The organism is Rossellomorea pakistanensis, from assembly GCF_016908495.1.
GTDB lineage: Bacteria > Bacillota > Bacilli > Bacillales > Bacillaceae_B > Rossellomorea > Rossellomorea pakistanensis.
On the sequence record NZ_JAFBDZ010000010.1, the window covers coordinates 15,103 to 42,003 of the forward strand.

Annotated in this window: 26 protein-coding genes and 2 other annotated features; all 26 genes read right to left on the reverse strand. The window is 39.1% G+C overall.

Annotated elements, in window-relative coordinates; genetic code table 11:
• Positions 1-45: 45 nt before the first annotated feature.
• Complete coding sequence (tuf, locus tag JOC86_RS23865) at positions 46-1,236, reverse strand: elongation factor Tu (RefSeq protein WP_205176088.1); 1,191 nt, start codon at positions 1,234-1,236, stop codon at positions 46-48.
• A gap of 129 nt (positions 1,237-1,365) precedes the next feature.
• Positions 1,366-3,444, reverse strand: a complete 2,079-nt coding sequence (gene fusA / locus JOC86_RS23870; protein ID WP_205176090.1) for an elongation factor G — start codon at positions 3,442-3,444, stop codon at positions 1,366-1,368.
• A 54-nt stretch (positions 3,445-3,498) separates the two neighbouring features.
• Positions 3,499-3,969, reverse strand: a complete 471-nt coding sequence (gene rpsG, locus JOC86_RS23875; protein WP_205176092.1) for a 30S ribosomal protein S7 — start codon at positions 3,967-3,969, stop codon at positions 3,499-3,501.
• Positions 3,970-4,015: 46 nt separating this feature from the next.
• On the reverse strand, positions 4,016-4,438 hold the full coding sequence (rpsL, locus tag JOC86_RS23880) for a 30S ribosomal protein S12 (protein ID WP_205176094.1): 423 nt from the start codon (positions 4,436-4,438) through the stop codon (positions 4,016-4,018).
• 105 nt (positions 4,439-4,543) lie between these two features.
• A complete protein-coding gene (locus tag JOC86_RS23885) occupies positions 4,544-4,792 on the reverse strand; it encodes a 50S ribosomal protein L7ae-like protein (protein WP_205176096.1) in 249 nt (82 codons plus the stop codon).
• A 199-nt stretch (positions 4,793-4,991) separates the two neighbouring features.
• Complete coding sequence (rpoC, locus tag JOC86_RS23890) at positions 4,992-8,588, reverse strand: DNA-directed RNA polymerase subunit beta' (RefSeq protein WP_205176098.1); 3,597 nt, start codon at positions 8,586-8,588, stop codon at positions 4,992-4,994.
• A 62-nt stretch (positions 8,589-8,650) separates the two neighbouring features.
• Complete coding sequence (gene rpoB / locus JOC86_RS23895) at positions 8,651-12,208, reverse strand: DNA-directed RNA polymerase subunit beta (protein WP_205176100.1); 3,558 nt, start codon at positions 12,206-12,208, stop codon at positions 8,651-8,653.
• 250 nt (positions 12,209-12,458) lie between these two features.
• On the reverse strand, positions 12,459-13,058 hold the full coding sequence (locus tag JOC86_RS23900) for a class I SAM-dependent methyltransferase (protein WP_205176102.1): 600 nt from the start codon (positions 13,056-13,058) through the stop codon (positions 12,459-12,461).
• Between the two features lie 154 nt (positions 13,059-13,212).
• Complete coding sequence (rplL, locus tag JOC86_RS23905; RefSeq protein ID WP_205176104.1) at positions 13,213-13,575, reverse strand: 50S ribosomal protein L7/L12; 363 nt, start codon at positions 13,573-13,575, stop codon at positions 13,213-13,215.
• 67 nt (positions 13,576-13,642) lie between these two features.
• Entirely contained in the window at positions 13,643-14,143 is a 501-nt protein-coding gene (rplJ, locus tag JOC86_RS23910) for a 50S ribosomal protein L10 (protein WP_205176106.1), read from the reverse strand.
• Positions 14,144-14,185: 42 nt separating this feature from the next.
• Positions 14,186-14,330 (reverse strand) — a sequence feature (ribosomal protein L10 leader region).
• Positions 14,331-14,386: 56 nt separating this feature from the next.
• Complete coding sequence (gene rplA / locus JOC86_RS23915; protein WP_205176108.1) at positions 14,387-15,085, reverse strand: 50S ribosomal protein L1; 699 nt, start codon at positions 15,083-15,085, stop codon at positions 14,387-14,389.
• Between the two features lie 128 nt (positions 15,086-15,213).
• On the reverse strand, positions 15,214-15,639 hold the full coding sequence (rplK, locus tag JOC86_RS23920; RefSeq protein WP_205176110.1) for a 50S ribosomal protein L11: 426 nt from the start codon (positions 15,637-15,639) through the stop codon (positions 15,214-15,216).
• Positions 15,640-15,817: 178 nt separating this feature from the next.
• On the reverse strand, positions 15,818-16,351 hold the full coding sequence (gene nusG / locus JOC86_RS23925) for a transcription termination/antitermination protein NusG (RefSeq protein WP_205176112.1): 534 nt from the start codon (positions 16,349-16,351) through the stop codon (positions 15,818-15,820).
• 164 nt (positions 16,352-16,515) lie between these two features.
• On the reverse strand, positions 16,516-16,689 hold the full coding sequence (gene secE / locus JOC86_RS23930; RefSeq protein ID WP_205176114.1) for a preprotein translocase subunit SecE: 174 nt from the start codon (positions 16,687-16,689) through the stop codon (positions 16,516-16,518).
• 40 nt (positions 16,690-16,729) lie between these two features.
• Positions 16,730-16,879, reverse strand: coding sequence for a 50S ribosomal protein L33 (gene rpmG / locus JOC86_RS23935; RefSeq protein ID WP_205176116.1), 150 nt, complete (start codon positions 16,877-16,879; stop codon positions 16,730-16,732).
• A gap of 80 nt (positions 16,880-16,959) precedes the next feature.
• Positions 16,960-17,565 (reverse strand): RNA polymerase sporulation sigma factor SigH, encoded by a 606-nt coding sequence (sigH, locus tag JOC86_RS23940; protein WP_239587829.1) that lies wholly within the window; start codon positions 17,563-17,565, stop codon positions 16,960-16,962.
• A 116-nt stretch (positions 17,566-17,681) separates the two neighbouring features.
• Positions 17,682-18,191 carry an NYN domain-containing protein gene (locus tag JOC86_RS23945; protein ID WP_205176120.1) on the reverse strand — a complete coding sequence of 170 codons (510 nt, stop codon included), beginning with the start codon at positions 18,189-18,191 and terminating at the stop codon, positions 17,682-17,684.
• A gap of 2 nt (positions 18,192-18,193) precedes the next feature.
• Positions 18,194-18,940: a 23S rRNA (guanosine(2251)-2'-O)-methyltransferase RlmB gene (gene rlmB, locus JOC86_RS23950; RefSeq protein WP_205176122.1), complete on the reverse strand. Its 747-nt coding sequence runs from the start codon at positions 18,938-18,940 to the stop codon at positions 18,194-18,196.
• A 3-nt stretch (positions 18,941-18,943) separates the two neighbouring features.
• Entirely contained in the window at positions 18,944-19,369 is a 426-nt protein-coding gene (locus JOC86_RS23955; protein WP_205176124.1) for a Mini-ribonuclease 3, read from the reverse strand.
• 2 nt (positions 19,370-19,371) lie between these two features.
• Positions 19,372-20,769 (reverse strand): cysteine--tRNA ligase, encoded by a 1,398-nt coding sequence (gene cysS / locus JOC86_RS23960; protein WP_205176126.1) that lies wholly within the window; start codon positions 20,767-20,769, stop codon positions 19,372-19,374.
• Positions 20,750-21,415, reverse strand: a complete 666-nt coding sequence (gene cysE / locus JOC86_RS23965) for a serine O-acetyltransferase (protein WP_205176128.1) — start codon at positions 21,413-21,415, stop codon at positions 20,750-20,752. Before cysE ends, cysS begins: the two co-directional genes overlap by 20 nt.
• A 70-nt stretch (positions 21,416-21,485) precedes the next feature.
• Positions 21,486-21,717 (reverse strand) — a binding site (T-box leader).
• A 45-nt stretch (positions 21,718-21,762) separates the two neighbouring features.
• On the reverse strand, positions 21,763-23,220 hold the full coding sequence (gene gltX, locus JOC86_RS23970) for a glutamate--tRNA ligase (RefSeq protein WP_205176130.1): 1,458 nt from the start codon (positions 23,218-23,220) through the stop codon (positions 21,763-21,765).
• A gap of 103 nt (positions 23,221-23,323) precedes the next feature.
• Positions 23,324-23,806, reverse strand: a complete 483-nt coding sequence (gene ispF, locus JOC86_RS23975; protein WP_205176132.1) for a 2-C-methyl-D-erythritol 2,4-cyclodiphosphate synthase — start codon at positions 23,804-23,806, stop codon at positions 23,324-23,326.
• A 3-nt stretch (positions 23,807-23,809) separates the two neighbouring features.
• The gene (ispD, locus tag JOC86_RS23980) at positions 23,810-24,499 is read right to left on the reverse strand and encodes a 2-C-methyl-D-erythritol 4-phosphate cytidylyltransferase (protein WP_205176134.1); all 690 of its coding nucleotides are present in this window, start codon (positions 24,497-24,499) and stop codon (positions 23,810-23,812) included.
• Positions 24,500-24,517: 18 nt separating this feature from the next.
• Positions 24,518-25,603, reverse strand: a complete 1,086-nt coding sequence (locus tag JOC86_RS23985) for a PIN/TRAM domain-containing protein (RefSeq protein ID WP_205176137.1) — start codon at positions 25,601-25,603, stop codon at positions 24,518-24,520.
• 219 nt (positions 25,604-25,822) lie between these two features.
• Positions 25,823-26,896 carry a DNA integrity scanning diadenylate cyclase DisA gene (gene disA, locus JOC86_RS23990; protein WP_205176139.1) on the reverse strand — a complete coding sequence of 358 codons (1,074 nt, stop codon included), beginning with the start codon at positions 26,894-26,896 and terminating at the stop codon, positions 25,823-25,825.
• Positions 26,897-26,901: the final 5 nt, after the last annotated feature.

Below are 26,901 nucleotides of genomic sequence, written 5' to 3' on the forward strand. Positions count from 1 at the left end.
AAAAAAGTGGATGGGCGTCCCCATCCACTTTCGTGTTTATTGTAATTATTCAGTGATTGTAGCAACTACTCCAGCGCCTACAGTACGTCCACCCTCACGGATAGAGAATTTAGTACCTTCTTCGATCGCGATTGGAGAAATTAGTTCAACTGTCATTTCTACGTTATCTCCAGGCATAACCATTTCTACGCCTTCAGGAAGATTACAGATACCAGTTACGTCAGTTGTACGGAAGTAGAACTGCGGACGGTAGTTAGAGAAGAATGGAGTATGACGTCCACCCTCTTCTTTAGAAAGAACATATACTTCAGCTTTAAACTTTGTGTGTGGAGTGATTGTACCTGGCTTAGCAAGTACTTGACCGCGTTGGATATCTTCACGAGAAACCCCACGAAGAAGAGCTCCAATGTTATCACCAGCTTCTGCATAATCAAGAAGCTTACGGAACATTTCTACACCAGTTACAGTAGTTTTAGATGGCTCTTCTGTAAGACCGATGATTTCGATCTCGTCACCAACTTTAACTTGTCCACGCTCAACACGTCCTGTAGCAACTGTTCCACGACCTGTAATTGAGAATACATCCTCTACAGGCATCATGAATGGTTTTTCAGTGTCACGTTCTGGAGTTGGGATATATTCATCTACTGCATCCATTAATTCGTAGATTTTTTCTTCCCATTCTGCTTCACCTTCAAGAGCTTTAAGAGCAGAACCTTTGATTACAGGAACATCGTCGCCTGGGAAATCGTATTCAGAAAGAAGATCACGAACTTCCATTTCTACTAGTTCTAGTAATTCTTCATCGTCTACCATGTCACATTTGTTCATGAATACAACAAGGTAAGGTACACCTACTTGACGAGAAAGAAGAATGTGCTCACGAGTTTGTGGCATTGGGCCATCAGCAGCAGATACTACTAGGATTCCACCATCCATTTGAGCAGCACCAGTGATCATGTTTTTAACATAGTCAGCATGTCCTGGGCAGTCAACGTGTGCATAGTGACGAGTGTCAGTTTCATACTCAACGTGCGCAGTAGAGATTGTGATTCCACGCTCTCTTTCTTCTGGAGCACCATCAATTTGGTCGTATGCCATTGCAGTACCACGGTTAAATTTCTTATGAAGAACAGTTGTGATAGCAGCAGTTAAAGTAGTTTTACCATGGTCAACGTGACCAATTGTACCGATATTAGCATGTGATTTGGAACGATCGAATTTTTCCTTAGCCATTTGGAAATCCTCCTTTGATTTTAAAAGAAATAAGTATTTTATTTGGAAGTTTGAAGATGGTAGACTACCATCTTCAAAGCTACCATTGCTTACAATAGTAGTTATACTTTATAAGAGATGAGAAATCAATTACTCACCTTTATTTTTTTTGATAATTTCTTCAGAGATTGATTTAGGAACTTCTTCATAGTGATCGAAGTGCATTGAATATGTTCCACGTCCTTGTGTGTTAGAACGTAATGAAGTCGCATATCCAAACATTTCAGATAGTGGTACGAACGCCTTAACAACTTGAGCGTTACCGCGTGCTTCCATACCTTCTACGCGTCCACGACGAGAAGTTACGTCTCCCATAATATCTCCAAGGTATTCTTCAGGAATAACAACTTCAACTTTCATCATTGGCTCTAGGATTGCTGGATTACATTTTGACGCAGCGTTCTTAAGTGCCATAGATGCAGCGATTTTGAATGCCATTTCAGAAGAATCGACATCATGGTAAGATCCATCAACAAGACGAGCTTTAACATCCACAAGTGGATATCCAGCAAGTACTCCGTTATCCATTGCATCTTCTAATCCAGCTTGTACTGCAGGGATGTATTCGCGAGGAACAACACCACCGACAATCGCGTTTTCGAATTCAAATCCTTTTCCTTCTTCGTTAGGAGAGAACTCGATCCAAACGTGACCGAATTGTCCACGTCCACCGGATTGACGAGCAAACTTACCTTCAACTTTTGCATCAGAGCGGAAAGTTTCACGATAAGATACTTGTGGAGCACCAACATTAGCTTCTACTTTGAATTCACGCTTCATACGGTCAACGATGATATCTAGGTGAAGCTCACCCATACCAGCAATGATAACCTGACCAGTTTCTTGGTCTGTATGTGCACGGAATGTTGGATCTTCTTCTTGTAATTTTTGAAGAGCTGTAGTCATCTTATCTTGGTCAGCCTTTGATTTAGGCTCAACAGATAATGAGATAACAGGCTCAGGGAATACCATTGATTCTAAGATAACATGATCTTTTTCATCACATAAAGTATCACCAGTTCCAGTATCCTTCAGACCTACCGCTGCAGCGATATCTCCAGCGTATACTGTAGAGATCTCTTCACGAGAGTTAGCGTGCATTTGCAGGATACGACCTACACGTTCACGTTTCCCTTTAGAAGAGTTTCTTACATACGATCCAGAATCTAAAGTACCAGAATATACGCGGAAGAAAGTTAATTTACCGACATAAGGGTCAGTAGCTACTTTAAACGCTAGAGCAGAGAATGGTGCATCGTCGCTAGATGGACGACTTACTTCTTCTTCAGTATCTGGAATGAATCCTTTAATATCTTCAACATCAGTTGGTGCAGGAAGATAATCAAGAACAGCGTCGATCATTAATTGAACACCTTTGTTCTTGAATGCTGAACCACAAAGAACCGGGTAGAAATCTACTGTAAGGGTAGCTTTACGAATTGCTGCTTTTAGCTCATCGTTAGAAAGCTCTTCACCTTCTAAATATCTCATCATTAGTTCTTCATCAAAATCAGCTACCGCTTCAATCAGTTTTCCACGGTATTCTTCTGCTTGTTCTTTGTATTCATCAGGAATTTCACGAGCTTCTGCACGTGTTCCTAAATCGTCTTCATAGAAGTAAGCCTTCATTTCTACAAGGTCAATAATTCCATCAAATTCATCCTCAGCACCGATAGGTAACTGAATTGGATGTGCATTTGCTTGAAGACGGTCATGGATTGTTCCTACTGAATAAAGGAAGTCAGCCCCGATTTTGTCCATTTTGTTTACGAACACAATACGAGGAACCCCGTATGTTGTAGCTTGGCGCCAAACAGTTTCTGTTTGTGGCTCAACACCAGATTGTGCATCCAGTACAGCTACAGCACCATCAAGTACACGAAGAGAACGTTCAACTTCAACAGTGAAGTCTACGTGTCCTGGAGTATCGATGATGTTGATACGATGACCTTTCCATTGAGCTGTTGTCGCAGCAGAAGTGATCGTAATACCACGTTCTTGCTCTTGCTCCATCCAGTCCATTTGGGAAGCACCTTCGTGAGTTTCACCAATTTTGTGAATGCGTCCAGTATAGAAAAGGATACGCTCAGTTGCAGTTGTTTTCCCCGCATCGATGTGAGCCATGATCCCGATATTACGAGTCTTTTCTAAGGAGAACTCTCTAGGCATGTGGTCTTTCTCCTTCCTTATATGAGTATTATTTGTTTAGTAGTTAAGTAAAGATTACCAACGGTAGTGAGCAAATGCTTTATTTGCTTCAGCCATTTTGTGTGTATCTTCACGTTTCTTAACAGATGCTCCAGTGTTATTGGCAGCATCAAGGATTTCGTTAGCTAAACGCTCTTCCATCGTTTTCTCACCGCGAAGACGAGAGTAGTTTACTAACCAACGAAGACCAAGAGTTGTACGACGCTCAGGGCGAACCTCAACTGGTACTTGGTAGTTTGAACCACCTACACGACGTGCTTTAACTTCCAATACTGGCATGATGTTTTTAAGCGCTTGATCGAAAACTTCCATCGCGTCTTTACCTGAACGTTCGCTAATAATATCAAACGCAGCGTAAAGTTTCTTTTGTGCTTTACCTCTCTTACCGTCAACCATAATTTTGTTGATTAAACGAGTAACGAGTTTTGAATTATACATTGGATCTGGTAATACGTCTCTTTTTGCTACAGGTCCTTTACGTGGCATGTGTTTTCCTCCTTTCAATTCAGCTTTATGCAATTAATCTGTTAGATTATTTTTTTGCAGCTTTTGGTCGTTTAGTACCGTATTTAGAACGGCCTTGCATACGTCCTTCAACACCAGCAGTGTCTAATGCACCACGAACGATGTGATAACGTACCCCCGGTAAATCTTTTACACGTCCACCACGAATTAATACTACGCTGTGTTCTTGTAAGTTGTGACCAATTCCAGGAATATATGCAGTTACCTCAATACCGTTAGTTAAACGAACACGTGCATATTTACGTAATGCCGAGTTCGGTTTTTTCGGTGTCATCGTACCAACACGAGTACAAACACCACGCTTTTGTGGAGAAGACACATTTGTTTGTGCTTTCTTAAAGCTGTTATAGCCTTTATTAAGCGCTGGTGAATTTGACTTTGCTGATTTAGATTGACGAGGCTTACGCACTAATTGGTTAATAGTTGGCATGGAAATATCCTCCCTTCATTTATCTTTAAGCCCACACATCCAGGTGGTTCATTTTTGGGTAAAAACAAAGTTTTTGTAGATAACCTCACACCTACAAAAACTATTTTAATGGATTATAGCTACAGCTGCGGCTCCAACCTCAATACCACAAGATCTGCCGAGCTTACGCATCGAATCTACTCTTGATACTGGTACTTTTAGTTCAGTGGCAGTTTGAATTATTTTTGTTGTTACTTTAGGATCTGCATCCTCGGCAACTACTACTTCTAATACACGACCACTTTTGAGAGCTTTTACTGCCTGCTTAGTTCCTACAATCACCTTATCGGCCTGCGACACTTTTTCATAAGACATTTGATATCCTCCAAAGTAACAGGTTGGAATGAATAGGAGCAACCTTGAATATATTATCATCTTCAAATATTAATGTCAACAAAGAATATGAAGAAAATAATTTAACCTAAACATTTGATAGCATTTTATTATACAAAGTTACGACCCTTGTTATTTAGGGGTTATGTCCTTAAACAAGGGTCGAACCTTTATTCTATAACTATTCTACTGTTACAGTTTCTTCTTGAACTTCCGCTAACACTGGTTCTGCTTTACGGTAACGTTGCATACCCGTTCCAGCTGGAACTAGCTTACCAATGATAACATTCTCTTTTAAGCCTAGTAACTCATCGCGCTTACCTTTAATCGCTGCATCCGTTAACACACGAGTTGTTTCTTGGAATGATGCGGCAGATAAGAATGAGTCTGTTTCCAGAGATGCTTTCGTGATTCCAAGTAATACCGGACGACCTGTTGCAGGAATTTTACCTTCCAGCAATGCTTTTTCATTAGAGTCAGTGAATTGATGGATATCCAGTAGTGTTCCAGGTAGCACTTCTGTTTCTCCTGCATCAATAACTCTAACTTTACGAAGCATTTGTCGTACCATTACTTCTACGTGCTTATCTCCAATTTCAACCCCTTGCATACGATATACTTTTTGTACTTCGCGCAATAGGTACTCTTGAACAGCAGATACATCACGAACTTTAAGAAGTTCTTTTGGATCGATAGAACCTTCTGTAATTTCTTGACCTCTACCGACTTTATCATTTACTGCATACTTCAGGCGAGCTGTGTATGGGGCAGTATATGATCGGGTTTCAACTTCACCTTGAACAGTAATTTCATATTGACGGTCTTTTCCTTCACCGATAGAAGTAATGACACCATCAATTTCTGAGATGACAGCTTGACCTTTAGGGTTACGAGCCTCAAAGATCTCCTGAATACGAGGTAGACCTTGAGTGATATCATCTCCTGCAACCCCTCCTGTATGGAAGGTACGCATCGTTAACTGTGTTCCAGGTTCACCAATCGATTGCGCAGCGATAATACCGACCGCTTCCCCAACTTCAACTTTTTGACCAGTTGCAAGGTTTGTACCGTAACATTTTTCACACACACCATGGCGTGTATTACATGTAAATGCGGATCGAATATAAACCTCTTCAATTCCTGCTTCAATAATTGTTTCAGCAAGCTCTTCATTGATTAGTTGATTCTCAGCAACGATGACTTCCCCTGTTCCAGGGTGCTTCAGTGTACGGCGAGAATATCGTCCAACTAAACGTTCGACCAACGGTTCAATTATTTCAGTTCCATCTTTAATGGATCCAACTTGTAATCCTCTGTCCGTTCCACAGTCTTCTTCACGGACAATTACGTCTTGAGCAACATCTACTAGACGACGAGTCAGATATCCTGAGTCAGCTGTCTTCAGAGCCGTATCGGCAAGACCTTTACGGGCACCGTGTGTAGAAATAAAGTACTCAAGAACCGTTAGACCTTCACGGAAACTTGATTTGATCGGTAATTCAATGATTCGACCTGCCGGGTTGGCCATAAGACCACGCATACCAGCTAGCTGAGTGAAGTTAGATGCATTACCACGAGCTCCCGAGTCACTCATCATAAAGATCGGGTTACTTCTATCTAAGGTCGCCATTAGTTTACCTTGAATTGTATCTTTAGCAGCACTCCAGATGGAGATGACACGATCATATCTCTCATCTTCCGTAATAAGACCACGTTTAAATTGCTTTAGAACGTTATCTACTTTTGATTGTGCTTCCATAAGGATTTGTTCTTTTTCAGCTAATACTACGATATCGGCAATACCTACGGTGATACCAGCTTTAGATGAATATTTAAATCCTAGATCTTTCATCTTATCTAACATACGAGAGGTTTCAGTGATATGAAAGTTTTTAAATACTTCTGCAATGATATTTCCTAAGAATCCTTTTTTAAACGGATTAATAAGCTCTCGTTTTTGGAATTCTTCTTCAATATTAGCAGTTGGATCAACAAAATACTTTTCAGGTGTCGCTACCTCAAGATTCTCTTTTGTTGGTTCATTAATGAACGGGAATGATTCAGGTAAAATTTCATTGAAAATAACTTTACCCACAGTTGTTAAAATTAGTTGTTTATTTTGCTTTTCTGTGAAAGTATTTTTATTTAAAGAACCTGCGTATACTGCAATACGCGTGTGAAGATGTACATAACCATTTTGATAGGCAAGCAATACTTCATTTGCATCTTTAAATGTTTTTCCTTCACCAACTGCACTTTCACGTTCCATCGTTAAGTAATAATTACCTAATACCATATCCTGTGAAGGTGTAACAACTGGTTTCCCATCTTTCGGATTAAGAATGTTTTGTGCCGCAAGCATAAGCATGCGTGCTTCTGCTTGTGCTTCAGACGATAGTGGAACGTGAACAGCCATTTGGTCTCCATCAAAATCCGCGTTGTATGCTGTACATACAAGTGGATGTAAACGAATAGCTCTTCCCTCCACTAGAGTTGGTTCGAAAGCTTGGATACCCAATCTGTGTAGTGTAGGTGCACGGTTAAGCAGCACTGGATGTTCTTTGATTACTTCTTCTAGAACATCCCACACTTCTGGTTGGATACGTTCAATTTTACGTTTAGCACTCTTGATATTATGGGCAAGACCTTTTTCAACAAGTTCTTTCATTACAAAAGGTTTAAACAATTCCAACGCCATTTCCTTAGGTAAACCACATTGATACATTTTCAGATTCGGACCAACTACGATTACAGAACGACCAGAATAGTCAACACGTTTCCCTAATAGATTCTGACGGAAACGACCTTGTTTTCCTTTTAGCATATGTGAAAGGGATTTTAGCGGTCGATTACCAGGACCCGTAACAGGGCGTCCACGTCGACCATTGTCAATAAGTGCGTCAACAGCTTCTTGAAGCATACGCTTTTCATTTTGGACGATAATGCTTGGCGCACCCAAGTCTAATAAACGTTTTAACCGATTATTACGGTTAATAACACGACGATATAAATCATTTAAATCAGATGTCGCAAAGCGTCCTCCATCTAGTTGAACCATCGGGCGCAATTCAGGAGGAATAACAGGAAGTACTTCAAGGATCATCCAATCTGGGTCGTTCCCAGAGTTTCTGAATGACTCTACAACTTCCAAACGTTTGATTGCTCTAGTACGACGCTGACCTTGTGCTGTTTTAAGTTCTTCTTTTAAGAAATCAGCTTCTTTATCCAAGTCGATATCTTGCAGAAGTTTTTTGATCGCTTCAGCTCCCATTGCTGCTTGGAACTTCACACCGTATTTTTCACGATATGCACGATATTCTTTTTCAGAAAGCAATTGCTTTCTTTCTAAAGCCGTATCACCAGGCTCTGTTACAACATAAGAAGCAAAGTAAATGACTTCTTCAAGAGCCCGTGGGGACATATCTAAGACAAGTCCCATTCGGCTTGGAATTCCTTTGAAATACCAGATATGTGAGACAGGAGCAGCTAATTCAATATGTCCCATACGTTCACGACGGACTTTGGCTTTTGTGACCTCAACACCGCAACGGTCACAAACTACTCCTTTATAACGAACTCGTTTATACTTTCCACAATGACATTCCCAATCCTTTGTTGGACCGAAAATACGCTCACAGAACAAGCCGTCTTTTTCTGGCTTTAACGTACGATAGTTAATTGTTTCCGGCTTTTTCACTTCACCATAAGACCATGAACGAATCTTATCAGGTGAAGCAAGACCAATCTTCATGTATTCAAAGTTATTGACATCTAGCAAGGGGCCTACCTCCCTTTTAATCTACAGGTTCTAACCCTAATTGCTCAAAAATCCAGAAAGTTTTATTCCTTCGACCCTACTATTTCGGATTCTTGTTCTTGCGTTTCAGCGATATTAAGAGTATCTGCTTGTTGGACCTCTTCTTCTTCTTCTAAATCACGCATTTCAATTTCTTCATCATTACTTGAAAGGATTTTAACATCCATACCTAAACTTTGAAGTTCTTTGATCAGTACTTTGAAAGATTCTGGAACTCCCGGTTCAGGGACATTTTCACCTTTGACAATAGACTCATAAGTCTTCACACGACCAACAACATCATCTGATTTAACAGTTAGAATTTCTTGTAATGTATAGGCAGCACCGTATGCTTCGAGCGCCCATACCTCCATCTCACCGAAACGCTGTCCACCAAATTGAGCTTTACCACCCAATGGTTGTTGTGTAACAAGTGAATATGGACCAGTGGAACGTGCATGAAGCTTATCATCAACCATATGTGCAAGTTTGATCATGTACATGATCCCAACTGATACGCGGTTATCAAAAGGCTCACCCGTTTTTCCATCATAAAGGACTGTTTTAGCATCTCTAGCCATCCCAGCCTCTTCGATTGTTGCCCACACGTCTTCTTCATTCGCTCCATCAAATACAGGAGATGCAACATGGATACCTAAGTACCTAGCTGCCATTCCGAGGTGAAGCTCTAGAACCTGACCAATGTTCATACGAGATGGTACCCCTAGTGGGTTTAACATGATATCAATCGGTGTTCCATCTGGCAAGAAAGGCATATCTTCTTCTGGAAGGATACGTGAGATAACACCTTTATTCCCGTGACGACCCGCCATTTTATCTCCTTCAGAAATTTTACGTTTCTGAACGATATAAGCACGGACTAATTGGTTTACACCTGGTGGCAGCTCATCACCATCCTCACGATTGAAGACCTTGACGTCAAGGACGATACCTCCTCCACCATGTGGTACACGAAGTGATGTATCTCTTACTTCACGTGCTTTTTCACCAAAGATAGCATGTAAAAGCCTTTCCTCTGCAGTTAGTTCTGTCACACCTTTTGGCGTTACTTTACCAACAAGAAGGTCTCCATCTTTCACTTCAGCACCAATACGGATAATTCCACGTTCATCAAGGTTTCGTAAAGCATCTTCCCCAACGTTTGGTATATCACGCGTGATCTCTTCAGGTCCAAGTTTCGTATCACGTGACTCAGATTCGTACTCTTCAATATGAATAGATGTATATACATCATCTTTCACTAGACGCTCACTCATGATGATGGCATCTTCATAGTTATAACCTTCCCAAGTCATGAATCCAACCATTACGTTTCGTCCAAGGGCAAGCTCACCTTTTTCCATTGAAGGTCCATCAGCGAGAATCTCACCCTTCACAACACGATCGCCTTCACTTACGATTGGGCGTTGGTTGTAACAAGTTCCTTGGTTAGAACGGATAAATTTTTGCATTCTATATTTATCAAGGTCACCTTTAACTTCTTGACCATCGATTTCTTTAATACGTCTTACCCATACCTCTTTAGCTTGAACACGTTCAACAATTCCTTCGTGCTTACAAATTACTGCAGCACCAGAATCTTTTGCTGATACATGCTCCATTCCAGTTCCTACAATAGGGGCTTCTGGTTGCATAAGAGGTACCGCTTGACGTTGCATGTTCGCTCCCATTAATGCACGGTTTGAATCGTCATTCTCTAAGAACGGAATACATGCTGTCGCAGCTGATACTACTTGTTTTGGAGATACATCCATGTAATCAACACGCTCGCGTTTAACTACCGTGTTCTCTCCACGGAAACGAGCAATAACTTCATCATCTAAGAACGAACCGTCGTCACCTAAACGAGCATTCGCCTGGGCTACTACATAATTATCTTCTTCATCTGCCGTTAAGTAATCGAATCTGTCTGTTAACTTCCCAGTCTCCGGATCAACGCGGCGATAAGGAGTTTCGATAAAGCCGAAACGGTTAACTTTCGCAAATGAAGAAAGGGAATTGATTAACCCGATGTTTGGTCCCTCAGGAGTTTCAATAGGGCACATACGTCCATAGTGTGAGTAGTGAACGTCACGAACTTCCATACCAGCACGTTCACGAGTTAAACCACCAGGTCCCAATGCTGATAAACGGCGTTTATGAGTTAACTCAGCAAGAGGGTTCGTTTGATCCATAAATTGAGATAGCTGAGAACTACCAAAGAATTCTTTAATAGACGCAATTACCGGTCTGATATTAATTAATTGCTGTGGAGTGATCGTGTTCGTATCTTGAATAGACATTCTTTCACGAACTACACGCTCCATACGAGAAAGACCGATACGGAATTGGTTTTGTAATAATTCTCCAACTGAACGAAGACGACGATTCCCTAAATGGTCAATATCGTCTGTATTTCCAACGCCATGTAAAAGATTAAAGAAGTAACTAATAGAAGAAATGATATCAGCAGGTGTGATATTCTTTATTTCTTCTTCAACATAAGCATTACTTATTACGTTAATTACTTTCTCGCCTTCTTCATTTGGTGCATAGATTTTAATAGATTGTAGAACAACCTCTTCTTCAATGACACCACCAACTTGATTAAATGTAGTGAAACCAACACCACTTTCAAGTTGATCAAGAATACGATCTAAGTTTCTCCGGTCAAGGGTAGTTCCTTCCTCTGCAATGATTTCGCCTGTTTCAGGGTCTGCTAGAGTTTCTGCTAGAGTTTGACCAAATAGTCGATTCTTAATATGAAGTTTTTTATTCATTTTGTAACGACCTACATTTGCTAGATCGTAGCGTTTTGGATCAAAGAAGCGTGATACTAGTAGACTTTTCGCGTTTTCTACTGTAGGTGGTTCACCTGGACGTAAACGCTCATAAATCTCTAATAGCGCTTTATCGATACCTTCTGTGTTATCTTTTTCAAGAGTATTCCGTATATACTCGTTATCACCAATCAAATCGATGATTTCTTGATCAGAGCCAAACCCAAGTGCACGTAATAATACCGTTACCGGTAATTTACGAGTACGGTCAATCCGCACATGCACTACGTCTTTCGCATCTGTTTCATACTCAAGCCAAGCTCCACGGTTTGGAATGACAGTTGCGGTAAATCCTTTTTTACCGTTCTTGTCAATTTTTCCACTGAAATACACACTAGGTGAACGCACAAGCTGTGAAACAATAACACGCTCTGCTCCATTAATGACAAATGTACCTGTTTCGGTCATTAGTGGAAAATCACCCATGAATACGTCTTGATCTTTTACTTCTCCAGTTTCCTTGTTTACAAGACGGACTTTTACTCTTAATGGTGCAGAGTAAGTTACATCTCTTTCTTTCGACTCTTCCACCGAGTATTTAGGCTCTCCCAGACTATAATCAATAAATTCTAAAGAGAGATTACCAGTGAAGTCCTCGATTGGAGAAATGTCACGGAACATTTCCCTTAAACCCTCATCAAGAAACCATTGATAGGAGGATGTTTGAATTTCGATTAAATTTGGTAAATCTAAAACTTCACTTATACGCGCAAAACTTCTGCGTTGGCGGTGTCGTCCATACTGAACTAGTTGACCTGTCAACTGATTCACCCCTCAAATCAAGAGTTTGGTTGCGTCTATATGCCTAATAATAGATTTTTTAGGTCTATCAATAGACAAAAAGAAAAAGGGTTTTACTTTATTCTAAGAAAACCTCATTTTCACATGACGGACTATTATTTTATAATCTTTTCCATATAAACCATATTATATACATTTGGACATAATACCGGAAAATAATATTTTTGCATTTTATAATATTAACATAGCCTAAAAACTACGTCAATCAAATTTATTTGACTGATTTTAGTATATAGTAACCTTTTTTCTTTAAAACTACTTCAACATTATGAAAAACCTCTTCTAGTTTTTTCATAGCTGATGGAGCGCCTTGCTTCTTCTGTATGACCACCCATAGCTCACCTTTTTCTGCTAGGTGCTCATAACTCTTAGACAAGATAGCGTGAACTACGTCTTTTCCTGCTCTAATAGGCGGATTTGTCAAGATCGCCGCAAAGTTCTTCTCTTGTACTCCTTCAAGTGCATCACTTTCGTAAACTGTTACATTTGCAACTTGGTTAGAGACAGCATTATCTCTTGATAATAGCAACGCCCTACCATTTACATCGACCATATGCACATTACGTTCAGGGTTAGACTTCGCAATTGAAAGACCGATTGGGCCGTATCCGCACCCTACATCTAAAATAGGGCCATCCACTTTAGGAGCTTCGAAAGATTCTATTAGTACCCTTGAGCCAAAGTCAACTTCATTCTTCGAAAAAACTCCCTGATCGGTTTTAAACTGAAATTGGTAACCACGTAATTGGAATTTGAAGTGTTGAGGATTACTTTCAATATTAGGGTTACGGGAATAATAGTGTTCTGACATCCTATCCCCTCCATTACTATAAGAAAGTGAAGTGCAATGCTGATCATCAGCACCATTACAAAGGAAGAGTTTAAAATTCTCCCACTCATTTATACCTAGTGGAGTTAAGTAGAAAAAAGCCCGCTTATTCAGCGAGCTTTTTAGTCTGTCGTTATTACTTAACTTCTACGCCAGCTCCAACTTCTTCAAGTTTAGCTTTAAGTTCTTCAGCTTCTTCTTTAGAAACGCCTTCTTTAAGAGCTTTAGGAGTGTTATCAACAAGTTCTTTCGCTTCTTTAAGTCCAAGACCAGTGATCTCACGAACAACTTTGATAACTTTAATTTTTTGAGAACCAGCGCTCTCAAGAATTAGATCAAATTCAGTTTTTTCTGCAGCAGCGTCGCCACCAGCACCACCAGCTACAGCTACAGGAGCAGCAGCAGTTACACCAAATTCTTCTTCAATTGCTTTTACTAAGTCGTTCAGTTCAAGAACAGACATTTCTTTAATTGCATCGATAATTTGCTCTTTACTCATTTTATATTTCCTCCTTAAAAGTTGTTTGATTTAAATATATAAACCGAGTATTTTTTAGCTTACTAACTTACGCGCCTTGCTCTTCTTTTTGATCTGCAACGGCTTTTGTTGCCAACGCAAAATTGCGCATTGGAGCTTGTAGCACGCTGAGAAGCATAGAAAGAAGTCCTTCGCGAGATGGAAGTTCAGCGATTGCCTTAACTTCTTCAACAGATGTAATCGTACCTTCGATAACACCCGCTTTGATTTCTAGAGCTTCGTGCTCTTTCGCAAAGTTGTTAATAATCTTTGCTGGAGCAACTACTTCTTCGTTACAGAATGCAATTGCGTTTGGTCCAGTTAAGAATTCGTTTAATCCTTCAAGACCAGCTACTTCTGCTGCACGACGTACCATAGTGTTTTTGTACACTTTGAAGTCGATTCCTGCTTCACGAAGTTGCTTACGAAGTTCTGTTACCTCAGAAACATCAAGTCCGCGGTAGTCAACAATAATTGTTGATACACTCGCTTTTAGTTTATCAGAGATCTCATCAACGATTTGTTTCTTTTGTTCAAGAATGCTGCTCATCATTACACCTCCTGTAGATTTGCTGATGAACATTTATACCGATAATAACAATAAAAATGCCTCCACATCACAGACGTGGAGGCATTGCAAATTGACACCTTTCAGGATCAATCTATATCGCAAATTACCTCGGTAGGAAATTAAGCCATCCGGCACCTACTGTCTATGGTACAAATGTTATTCATTTTTACAACAAAATAAATTATATTAAATTGACAATTAAATGTCAACCTACTTTTATAATTATTTTACTGCGAAAGTAGAAGGATCTACTTTAACTCCAGGTCCCATTGTAGAAGTAACAGAAATGTTTTTCACATAAGTACCTTTAGCTGCAGCAGGTTTAGCTTTTTGGATAGTATCAAACATTGTTGTAAGGTTTTCAACTAACTTACCATCTTCGAATGATGCTTTCCCAACGGGAACATGTACGTTACCAGCCTTATCGGCACGGTATTCAACTTTACCAGCTTTAATTTCATTAACAGCTTTTTCTACATCGAAAGTAACTGTTCCAGTTTTAGGGTTTGGCATTAAACCTTTTGGTCCAAGTACACGACCTAGTTTACCAACTTCACCCATCATGTCAGGAGTTGCTACGATTACATCGAATTCGAACCAGCCTTGGTTGATTTTATTGATAAGGTCTTGATCGCCTACATAGTCAGCTCCAGCAGCTTCTGCTTCTTTAGCTTTATCACCTTTAGCGAAAACAAGAACACTTTGAGTTTTACCAGTTCCGTTCGGAAGCACAACAGCTCCACGGATTTGCTGGTCGTTTTTACGAGTATCTACACCTAAACGGAATGCCACTTCGATTGTAGCATCAAATTTAGTGGTGCTTGTTTTTTTAACTAGTTCAACAGCTTCTGCTACTGAATAAGCTTTTGTACGATCTACAAGCTTTTGTGCTTCTAGAAATTTTTTACCTTTTTTAGCCATAATAATTTCCTCCTTGATTGTGGTTTTAGCGGAATAACCTCCCACGAATAAAGGTTGCGAGTGAAACTACTATTTCATCATCGCAACCTTGTCCAGTAGAAACAGAAACATTAAAAATTAACAGAGAATTAGTCTTCGATAACAATTCCCATGCTACGTGCAGTACCTTCTACCATGCGCATTGCTGAATCAACACTTGCCGCATTTAAGTCAGGCATTTTTGTTTCAGCGATTTCACGCACCTTGTCACGCTTGAGCGTCGCAACTTTTTTACTATTCGGCTCACCTGAACCAGACTCGATTCCAGCTGCTTTCTTAAGTAAAACCGCAGCAGGTGGAGTTTTAGTGATGAATGTAAATGAACGGTCTTCGAATACCGTGATTTCAACTGGGATAATTAAGCCAGCTTGATCAGCTGTACGAGCGTTAAATTCCTTACAGAATCCCATGATATTCACACCAGCTTGACCTAATGCAGGACCAACCGGCGGAGCTGGATTCGCTTTACCAGCAGGAATTTGTAATTTAACCATCTTAATTACTTTTTTAGCCACGAGACACACCTCCTTAAAGTCCGTGATGTGGTATTAGGGCCAATTATTGCCCTCCCACTCATAAATAAATGTCTTTATCAACATAAAGAATTATAGTAAGTTCAGTATCTCTTTTGTCGAGACACACTGACTTATGAAATATTATCACTTTTCCATTTGGATTTCAAGTTGTTTTCCATTATAATTTATCAATTTGTGCGAAATCTAATTCTACTGGAGTTTCACGTCCAAACATATTTACGAGTACTTTTACTTTTGCTTTAGCAGCATCAATCTCCTCGATTGTTCCTGTAAAGTTAGCAAACGGTCCTTCATTTACAGTGACGGTTTCACCTAGTTCAAAGTTTACATCTACTTTCTTTTCAGCCATTCCCATTTGTTTTAATAGGGATTGAACCTCCTCAGGAAGTAGAGGCGTTGGCTTTGAACCAGAACCAGTCGATCCCACGAATCCCGTTACTCCAGGCGTGTTTCGAACAACATACCAAGAATCATCTGTCATGACAATTTCAACAATAACGTAACCAGGGAAAACTTTCTTTTTCACTACTTTTTTCTTACCATCTTTAATATCTGTTTCTTCCTCTTCAGGAACCATTACGCGGAAGATCTTATCTTGCATTCCCATAGATTCAACGCGCTTCTCAAGATTTGCTTTAACCTTGTTTTCATATCCTGAATAAGTATGAACAACATACCAATTCTTCTCCATTTTATAGGACTCTAGGTCCGTCCCTCCTTGCAATTACAATATGATTATTTATGCCCAAATGAAAAAACCCGTTAACCGGGCTTGTAGAAAAGAGAATCTATTAACTTCCATTATACCATGTAATGACCGTCTATATACAATGAATGTCAAAGACTTGAAAGATATTACTTCAGAATAAGATTAATAAGTTCAGAAATGCCTAAATCAACAACAGTGAAAAACAGAGCAGCGAATACAACTGTTACTAGAACCGTAATCGTATATCTTGTAAGCTCTTTTCTTTTAGGCCAGCTGACCTTTTTCATTTCTGATGAAACATTACGAAAGAAATTAAACATTCGTTTGCAACCTCCAACTATAACAATGGGCATTTTAGTATTATTTTGTTTCCTTGTGGACTGTGTGAGCATTACAATTCTTACAATATTTCTTTATTTCAAGTCTTTCGGATTTATTCGAGTTATTACCAGCAGTACTATAGTTACGCGTTCCGCAACCCGTACATGCTAGTATAATCTTTTTTTGCATTTTTTCCACCTGCAATGTGCGATATAAGTCCTAACAAAAATAACATGCAAGTCAAATAGTGTCAATAACAGCCTTTGTATCTAGAAAGTGATTTCCCTCACCTCTAGATATCTTTCAAGTTTTCTTTTGACCCTTTGTAATGCATTGTCAATAGACTTAACATGTCGGTCTAGTTCCTCTGAAATCTCTTGGTAGGATTGACCATCAAGATAAAGCGCCAATACCTTCCTCTCTAAATCACTTAAGAGCTCTGCCATCTTATCTTCCATGTTATCAAATTCTTCTCTATTTATAATGAGTTCTTCAGGATCCATCACTTTAGTCCCTGATATCACATCCAACAAGGTTCTATCCGATTCATCATCATAGATGGGCTTGTCCAATGAAACATAGGAATTTAGCGGTATATGCTTTTGTCTCGTTGCTGTTTTGATCGCCGTAATGATTTGCCTGGTAATACAAAGTTCCGCAAACGCTTTAAAAGAAGTTAGTTTGTCTTCTTTATAATCACGAATTGCTTTATATAGTCCAATCATCCCTTCTTGGACTATATCTTCTTTATCTGCACCAATAAGAAAATAAGATCGTGCCTTAGCTCTCACAAAATTCCGATATTTTTTAATAAGAAAATCTAGTGCTTCGCTTTCGCCATTATGAACCATCTCTATGATGACTTCATCGTCCATCAGATCAAATTGTTCCTTTAGTACGCCCACCTTGTTGTTTAAGCTCACACATATCCCCCCGCGCAAAACAATAGATAGAAATATTATACAGTACAATTTTTTCTATCGTCAACCGCTCATCGCTCTCCTCTGCGCCATTTTTCAAAAATTTCTGCCACTTCTGCACTTAATGAGATCTTAGAACTAGGCTTTTTATCAACCGTTTTTCGTACGTTCCTTTTTATTTTCTTGTCAATAGTTTCCACTTCATTCAGTAGTTCTCTTGCAGATTTCCTCAATGCACCTTGCCCAAAGATTGCCCATTGCTCTGTAAAGTCTGAAGTCGCTACATAGATCTGTGTTTTGATATTATTCAGTTCTATTGCCAGTTTTTCAATTCTTTCATCCGCTGTTTCATTTTCCCGTGTAAAAATCACTTCTACTTTATAATTATTATATTTTCTGGAAATGCCTTGTACATAATAGGCATCAAAAACAACAATCACTTTATAGCCGGTATATCCTTGGTATTCTGCCATCCTCTCTACTAAGCGGTCTCTTGAAGCAGATAAATCTTTGGTTTTCAGTTCATTAAGTTCAGGCCAGGCTCCGATGATATTGTAACCATCCACAAGGAGAATGTTCATGCTCATTCTCCTTGCGGGTGGCGTTTACGGAAGACCTCATACATTAGAATACTAGCTGCTACTGATGCATTTAAAGAGGTAACATGCCCCACCATTGGTAAGTGAATAAGAAAATCACATTTGTCTCTTATAAGACGACCGATTCCCTTCCCTTCACTTCCTATTACTAAACATATCGGAAGTGTTCCATCAAGATTTCGGAAGTCATCGCTGCCTTTAGCATCTGTTCCTGCTACCCATACTCCACGTTCCTTCAATTCGTCTATCGTTCTAGCTAGATTCGTAACTCTTGCGACAGGGATATGTTCAATTGCACCAGTAGAGGATTTTGCTACAGTAGATGTTAAACCTACAGCTCTCCTTTTCGGAATAATAATTCCGTGAGCCCCGACGGCATCTGCTGTTCTCATAATAGAACCAAGGTTATGCGGGTCTTCAAGTTCATCCAGTAACAAAAAGAAAGGAGCTTCGTTATTCGCTTCTGCTTTTGCAAATAAATCATCTATATGGGCATACTCATAGGCCGCTATTTGCGCAACGACTCCTTGATGATGCTCGGACACCATTTGTTCAATTTTTTGCTTAGGAACAAACTGTACCAGCACGTTGGACTCTTTTGCTAATCTCATTAATTGTTGCATGGCACCCTTTTGAGAACCTTCGGCAATCCAAATTTTATTGATTTCTCTATTGGATTTTAACGCTTCCATTACTGGATTTTTACCTGCAATAAATTCATGTTGTTGCATATGCTATTTTCCTCCTTTTTCCTTAGACATAATAACTTCAAATACATATTGCATTATTTCTTCCAGGCGTGTTTTATTATTCTGCAAAAACAAATATCCGACTAATGCTTCAAATGCAGTACTATGACGATAGGTTTGGACATCTGTATTTTTAGGGGTTGTCCCAGATTTTGCATTTCTACCACGACGGACTATTGACATCTCTTCTTCTGATAAATAATCTTGATTCATTAATTCCTTCAAAATTGCCGCTTGTGACTTCGCCGAGACATACCTTGTTGCTGTTCGATGAAGCTGATTCGGTTTAACTCTACCAGTTTTCAACAAGAGTTGCCGTACGTATGTTTCGTAGACGGCATCTCCCATATAGGCAAGAACAAGACCATTTAATTGTTTTTCATCTATCGTTTCATTTTGCTCATAAATCATATTTATCCCCTCTTCCAACGTGTACCCTGAGGAGTGTCTTCAAGAATGATATTAAGACTTTTAAGCTCATCTCTAATTTCATCTGCTCGTTTAAAATCACGGTCTTTCCTTGCTTGAATTCGTTGATTAATTAAGTCTTCGATATCCTCATCCAGTAGTTCTTGTTCTTCTAAAGTAAGACCGAGAACCGTAAAGAACTCTTCAAATTGTTTCATGAATGCATCAATAACTTTAACAGAGGTATTCTTCTCCATAAGATAATAATTCGCATGTTTAGAAAGCTCAAACAAAATGGATATTCCATTTGCTGTGTTAAAATCATCATCCATCGCTTCAATGAATTGCTCCTTTAAGGAAACAATCTCTGAGAGCCATTTCTCATTGTGATCGGTTAGTTCTGCGCTTAGTTCTTTACGATGTTTTAAATTTTCGTAGGAAGTTTTTATACGATCCAAAGCTGCCTTCGAGTTTTCCAATAGTTCTAAATTATAATTAATCGGATGACGATAATGTACAGATAACATAAAGAATCTTAAGACTTGAGGATCTTGCTCCTTAATAATGTCGTGAACAAGGACAAAATTACCTAGAGATTTGGACATTTTTTCGTTATCAATATTAATATAACCGTTATGCATCCAATAACGCGCAAAGGTTTGGCCTGTTAAAGCTTCTGATTGAGCAATTTCATTTTCGTGATGAGGGAAGGTTAAATCTTGCCCTCCTGCATGAATATCAATCGTTTCACCTAAGTATTTTTTTGCCATGGCAGAGCATTCAATATGCCAGCCTGGACGCCCTTCCCCCCAAGGACTACCCCATGAAATTTCTCCCTCTTTAGCCGCTTTCCAAAGAACAAAATCTAAAGAGTCTTCTTTTTTATTTCCTACTTCAATACGCGCTCCCACTTTCAGCTCATCAATTGACTGATGTGAAAGTTTTCCATATCCATCAAAGGATCTCGTACGATAATAAACATCACCTTGAGATTCATAAGCATGACCCTTTTGAATTAGTGCTTGAATAAATTCAATAATTGTATCAATATTTTCTGTTACTGTCGGATGAGCTGTTGCTCGTTTACACCCTAGGGCTTCTGTATCTTCAAAATAAGCATTGATAAATCTTTTCGCAATCGTTGGGACCTCTTCACCGAGTTCGTTCGCAGCTTTGATGAGCTTATCATCGACATCTGTAAAGTTGGAAATAAAATTAACATCATACCCTCTATATTCTAAATATCTTCTTACTGTATCAAATACGATAGCTGGCCTGGCATTCCCAATGTGTATAAAGTTATAGACTGTAGGGCCGCACACATACATCTTTACCTTCCCTTCTTCTAAAGGCTTAAACACTTCTTTTTTTCTTGTCAAAGTGTTATATATTTGAATGCTCATCAATTTGTTCTCCTTTCTGCCTAACCATTTCTAAGTCTCTTGTTAAATGATCGATTTGTCTTTGAAGATCATTGCATCTATCCATAACCGGGTCTGGCAAGTCACAATGATTCAGATCCTTCATTTTTACACCGTCTTTAATGACGACTTTTCCAGGAATACCGACAACAGTGGAATTGGAAGGGACGTCATTCAACACAACCGAACCAGCCCCTATCTTTGAATTCTCTCCAACTGTAATCGATCCTAATACTTTTGCACCTGCTGCAATAAGAGCGTTATCTAAAATGGTCGGATGCCGCTTACCTTTCTCTTTCCCCGTTCCACCGAGAGTCACTCCTTGATAGAGTGTGACATTATTACCGATTTCACACGTCTCGCCAATAACAATTCCCATTCCATGATCAATGAAAAATCGCTTACCAATCTTTGCACCAGGATGGATCTCAATCCCTGTAAAGAAGCGGCTTACCTGAGAAATGACCCTGGCTATAAAATAGAATTTTCTTTTATAGAAAACATGAGCTATGCGATGAGACCAAATTGCATGTAGTCCTGAATACGTCAATATCACTTCAAAATAACTTCTTGCTGCCGGATCTTGTTCAAACACCGCTTCGATATCTTCTTTAAAGGCACTAAACATCCATTCTTCCCCCTATCGTTTGATAATAATAAGAATAATAAGAACGAAAAAAAAAGCGCCTCCGTCAAAAGACAGAGACGCTTTGTGCGCGGTTCCACTCTGTTTAGGGTACAGCCCTTATGAAAGGACTAATCCCCCAACTCGAACCTTTTTAACGGCTGGTAACCGCCTTTGCCTACTACTATTCTGCAAAGGGCTCTGAGGTGCATTTCAAAAAACGAGGGGCTTAAACCACTTTCAGCCGGTGATGGTTCTCTCTTATCAGCAATCGTTTTTTTACTTCTCCTCATCAACGCTTTTCATTTATTTAATGAGTACTCTTAATATATTATATTTTCTCTAAAATGTTAACCTAAAAGACTCTGTAAACGGTGTTTTACTTTGTCTTTCCCTAAAAGCTCAATAGCACTAGGGAGCTCTGGTCCATGTGTTTGCCCCGTCACAGCAACCCGGATTGGCATAAATAGCTTTTTCCCTTTATGACCTGTAGACTTTTGAACAGCCTTAATGGAAGCTTTAATTTCCGCAGCCTCATATTGTTCTAATTCGTCAATTTCCTCCAAGAATGCCGCTAATACTTCTGGAACTTGTTCCTCATTTAGAACCTCTTTAGCGTCCTCATCATAGGACAAATCTTTATTAAAGAACATTTCCGAGAGTTCAACAATCTCAGCTCCGAAGCTCATTTGCTCTTGATAAAGACCAACTACTCCACGAGCCCATTCACGATCTGCCCCTGACATATTTTCATCTAATTTTCCTGCTTTCACTAAGTGTGGAAGAGATAATTCCACTACTTGGTCTAGGTCAAGGTTTTTCATATACTGATTATTCATCCAAGTCAGCTTTTGTTTGTCGAACACAGCAGGAGACTTAGATAAGCGTTCTGGATCGAATATCTCAACAAACTCATCGTGAGAAAATAGTTCCTCTTCTCCCTTAGGAGACCAGCCTAGCAGCGCAATAAAGTTGAATAATGCTTCTGGAAGATACCCTAGTTCTTCATACTGTTCAATAAATTGGATAATAGATTCATCACGTTTACTTAATTTCTTACGGCTTTCATTTACTATTAACGTCATATGTCCGTAAACAGGCGCTTCCCATCCAAGAGCCTCAAAAATCATTAACTGCTTTGGAGTATTTGAAATATGGTCATCCCCACGTAAAACATGGGAGATTTTCATTAAATAATCATCGACCGCCACAGCAAAGTTATATGTAGGAGTCCCATCCTTTTTGACAATGACAAAGTCACCAATACCATCTGAATCAAATGAAACTTCATCTTTAACGATGTCATTGAATGAATAAACTTTCCCTGGCTGGATTTTGAAGCGAATACTTGGCTCTCTTCCCTCTGCTTCTAACTCCGCTCTTTGTTCATCTGTAAGGTTACGGCATTTCCCTGAATAACGCGGCATTTCTCCACGAGCCTGTTGTGCCTCACGTTCTGCTTCAAGCTCTTCCTCTGTGCAATAACATGTGTATGCTAACCCTTTTTCAAGTAATTCATTATAGTATTTTTTATAAATATGGTTACGTTCAGATTGGCGGTATGGACCGAAATCCCCAGGTTTATCTACACTTTCATCCCAATCCATTCCAAGCCATTTAAGGTAGTTTAGCTGGCTCTCTTCTCCACCTTCGATATTTCTTTTCTTATCGGTGTCTTCAATACGGATAATGAATTTCCCACCTACACTACGTGCATAAAGGTAGTTAAATAAAGCGGTTCTTGCATTTCCAATATGTAAATGTCCTGTTGGACTTGGTGCATAACGAACTCTTATTTCACCTGACATTTCAATTCCTCCTCATTATAAACATTACTTCTTAATCCTTGACTTATTTTATCACCGTTAAATAAGTGGTTAAAGCGAAACTTCCATCATTTAATAGTAAAAATTATTTTGAAGTAGCTTTTATCAAAATCGTAGCTTGAGCAGCAATTCCTTCTCCTCTTCCTGTAAAACCAAGCTTTTCTGTCGTCGTCGCTTTCACGTTCACCTGGCTAGTCTCTCCTTCAAGTAGACTTGCAATACGCTCTTTAAACTGTTCAATATATGGAGCCATCTTTGGCTTTTGAGCAATGATCGTACAATCAATATTCCCAAGCTCATACCCTTCTTGTTTCACAAGCTCCCAAACATGCCCTAAAAGTATAGCCGAGTCGGCGTCTTTAAATTCTGGGTCAGTATCAGGAAAGTGCTTTCCGATATCCCCTGCTCCAATAGCACCTAAACAAGCATCGGCAATTGTATGTAACAGCACATCAGCATCTGAATGACCAAGAAGTCCCTTTTCATAAGGAATTTCTATTCCACCCATAATAAGGGGTCTGCCTTCTGTTAACTGATGAACATCAAATCCTTGTCCAATTCTAAACATTGATTATACTCCTTTTCGCGACTTTTCAATAATGGCTTTTGCAAAATAAAGATCTTCTGGGGTTGTTAATTTTATATTATCATAATCACTTTCAACTACCGCCACTTTAACCCCTAACCTCTCAACTAATGAAGCATCATCCGTTCCAAAATACTGATCAGACGCGGCTTTCGAGTGGGCTTTTTCTAATAAAGAAACACGAAAAGCTTGTGGGGTTTGCACCATCCACAAGCTTGAGCGTTCAACGGTTTCTTGAACAAACCCGTTTGCCGCCTTCTTTATCGTGTCCTTAACTGGAACCGCAGCAATTGCCGCTCCATCTATATTGACTCGGTTGACTAAAGAATCTATATGCTCTTTTTTAATAAAGGGACGCGCACCATCGTGTACAAGAACAATCCCTTCTTCATCAATGGTTTTAAGAGCGTTATATACACTGTCTTGGCGCTCTTTACCGCCCATTACAAATGGAGCTACCTTTGTTAAACCGAAATCCTTTACCAAGTTAGAAAAAGCTTCTTTATCATCAGGATGGATTGAAAGAATAATCTGTTTACAATCTTGATCTGCTTCAAACACTTGCAGAGTATGAACAATTACTGGGCGATCTTCCAATTGAAGCAATAGCTTATTTTTCCCTGCTCTCATTCTTTTCCCTTTTCCCGCAGCAGGAATGATAACTTGGTAGTTCATTTTTTGTTTCTCCTTATCCTATAACGCTTTTTCTAATTGTTTTGGTTTAGCAAAAATCATTCTGCCCGCCGAGGTCTGCAGAACACTCGTCACAAGGACATCAATCGTTTTACCAATATAATTCCGCCCCTCTTCAACGACAATCATTGTACCGTCGTCAAGGTAAGCAATTCCTTGATTTTGCTCCTTACCATCTTTAATGACTTGGACTAGAAGCTCTTCTCCAGGTAAGACAACAGGTTTTACTGCATTAGCTAGATCATTAATATTCAACACTTGAACACTCTGAAGATCACAAACTTTATTTAAGTTAAAATCATTTGTTACGACGATCCCATTGGTAATCTTAGCAAGTTTGACTAGCTTACTATCCACTTCTTGAATTTCTTCAAAATCACCTTCATAGATTTGCACCTCGACAGGAAGTTCTTTTTGAATTCGATTAAGGATATCTAATCCTCTCCGTCCACGATTTCGTTTCAGAACATCTGAGGAGTCGGCAATATGCTGAAGTTCTTCTAGGACAAACTGCGGAATAACAATAATCCCATCTAGGAATCCAGTCTGACAAATATCTGCAATCCGTCCATCGATGATAACGCTTGTATCTAATATTTTTAACGTTTTAACAGCGTCATCTATTTCTTCTTCTGGTTTTTTCTTACCTTTATTAGCCATCGAAAATAAATTAATTAATTCATCTCTCTTTTTGAACCCGACTTGAAATCCTAAGTATCCTAACAATAGGGTCAGAAGAATGGGAACAACCGTGTTTACAATTGGAATTTCCATTTTATTAAGTGGAATACCAAATAAATACGCCATGATTAGACCAAAAATAAGACCTAAACTTCCAAATAAAATATCCGTAACGGGAGCTTTCACTAATGTATCTTCAAACCAATTCACAAATCCTACTACATAATCAACTGCCCAAAAGGTTAAGAGATAAAAAATAATTGCTCCTAAAATGGCAGCCATATACGGGTTATTAATAAAAGGAATGTCTGAAATATTTAATAGACCTAAAAGATCGGGAAGAAGGAAAATTCCCAGTGTCCCTCCGCTGATAAGAAAGCACACTTGTACGATTCTTTTTAACATCCCCTCACCTCCTTCTAATCATTATAAACAATTTCCTATTTTTGAAACGTGTGAAAAGAGAATATTTTTTGAATGTAACAGAAACGAAATCTATTTGTTATATCAGTATAATAAAAAAGGATAGAGTCCCTTTGTTGCAAGGCTATCACATTTCAAAGTTGATTGTCAATTTTTTGAAAAAATTATATTTTATCATACTAGTTAAGTTCAAACAATACCCTATAACTGGCGATCGGCAAATATTTGCTCTTTGATAAGCTTTAGACCTTGTTTGATTTTACGTGCTCGAACCTCTCCAATCCCTTCAACATCATCCAATTCCTCAACGGTTGCTTTTACCACATTAGGTAAAATCGAAAAGGAAGTGATTAGGTTTTCAATTATGACAATCGGCAGTCGCGGAATCTTATTCAGTACTCTATACCCTCTTGGACAAATCCCATCATCCAAATGAATGTATCCATTGTAGCCGAGTAATTTCAAAAGGACCATATCATCTAATACTTCAGAATGAACCAATTCCTGAAACTTATATAATATTTCAAACGGCTTAACATTTCTGTCACTAGCATAATCACGAATGATCAGCATGGCTTCTTCCTCAATATCCGATAGAAGTTCATTCATTTGAAGACGAATTAATCTGCCTTCTGTCCCTAGCTCACTCAAATAGGTCAAAAGTTCATTTTTTATTCTAAGGACCATTTCAAATCGATGTAACACTTGAAGTAAATCACTATACGTGACAAGTTCTTCAAACTCTATGACGGATAAATTCGAAATACTTTGGTCTAATACGACTTTATACTTTTCTAAAGTTTGAATCGCTTGATTTGCTTTTGTTAAAATCACGGAAATATCTTTTAGTGCATATCGAAAATTACCTTGATACAATGTAATGACATTTCTTCTTTGTGAAATCGCAATCACGAGCGCCTTTGTCTGTTTCGCTACACGTTCTGCCGTACGGTGACGCATTCCTGTTTCTGAAGAAGGAACGGTAGCATCTGGGGCAAGCTGGGCATTTGCAAGAATAATTTTACTTCCAGCATCATTGAGGATAATCGCCCCATCCATCTTCGCTAATTCGTATAAATAGCTAGGAGAAAAAACACTATTAATATGGAATCCTCCATCCATGAGTGACCTTACTTTGTCGTTATATCCTACAACAATTAGACCACCCGTATTTGCGCGTAAAACATTATCTATCCCTTCCCTTATTGGAGAGCCGGGAGCAACAAATTGCAAGATATCGGACATCGATTTTTCAGCCGTTTTCTTATCCTCCATCCACT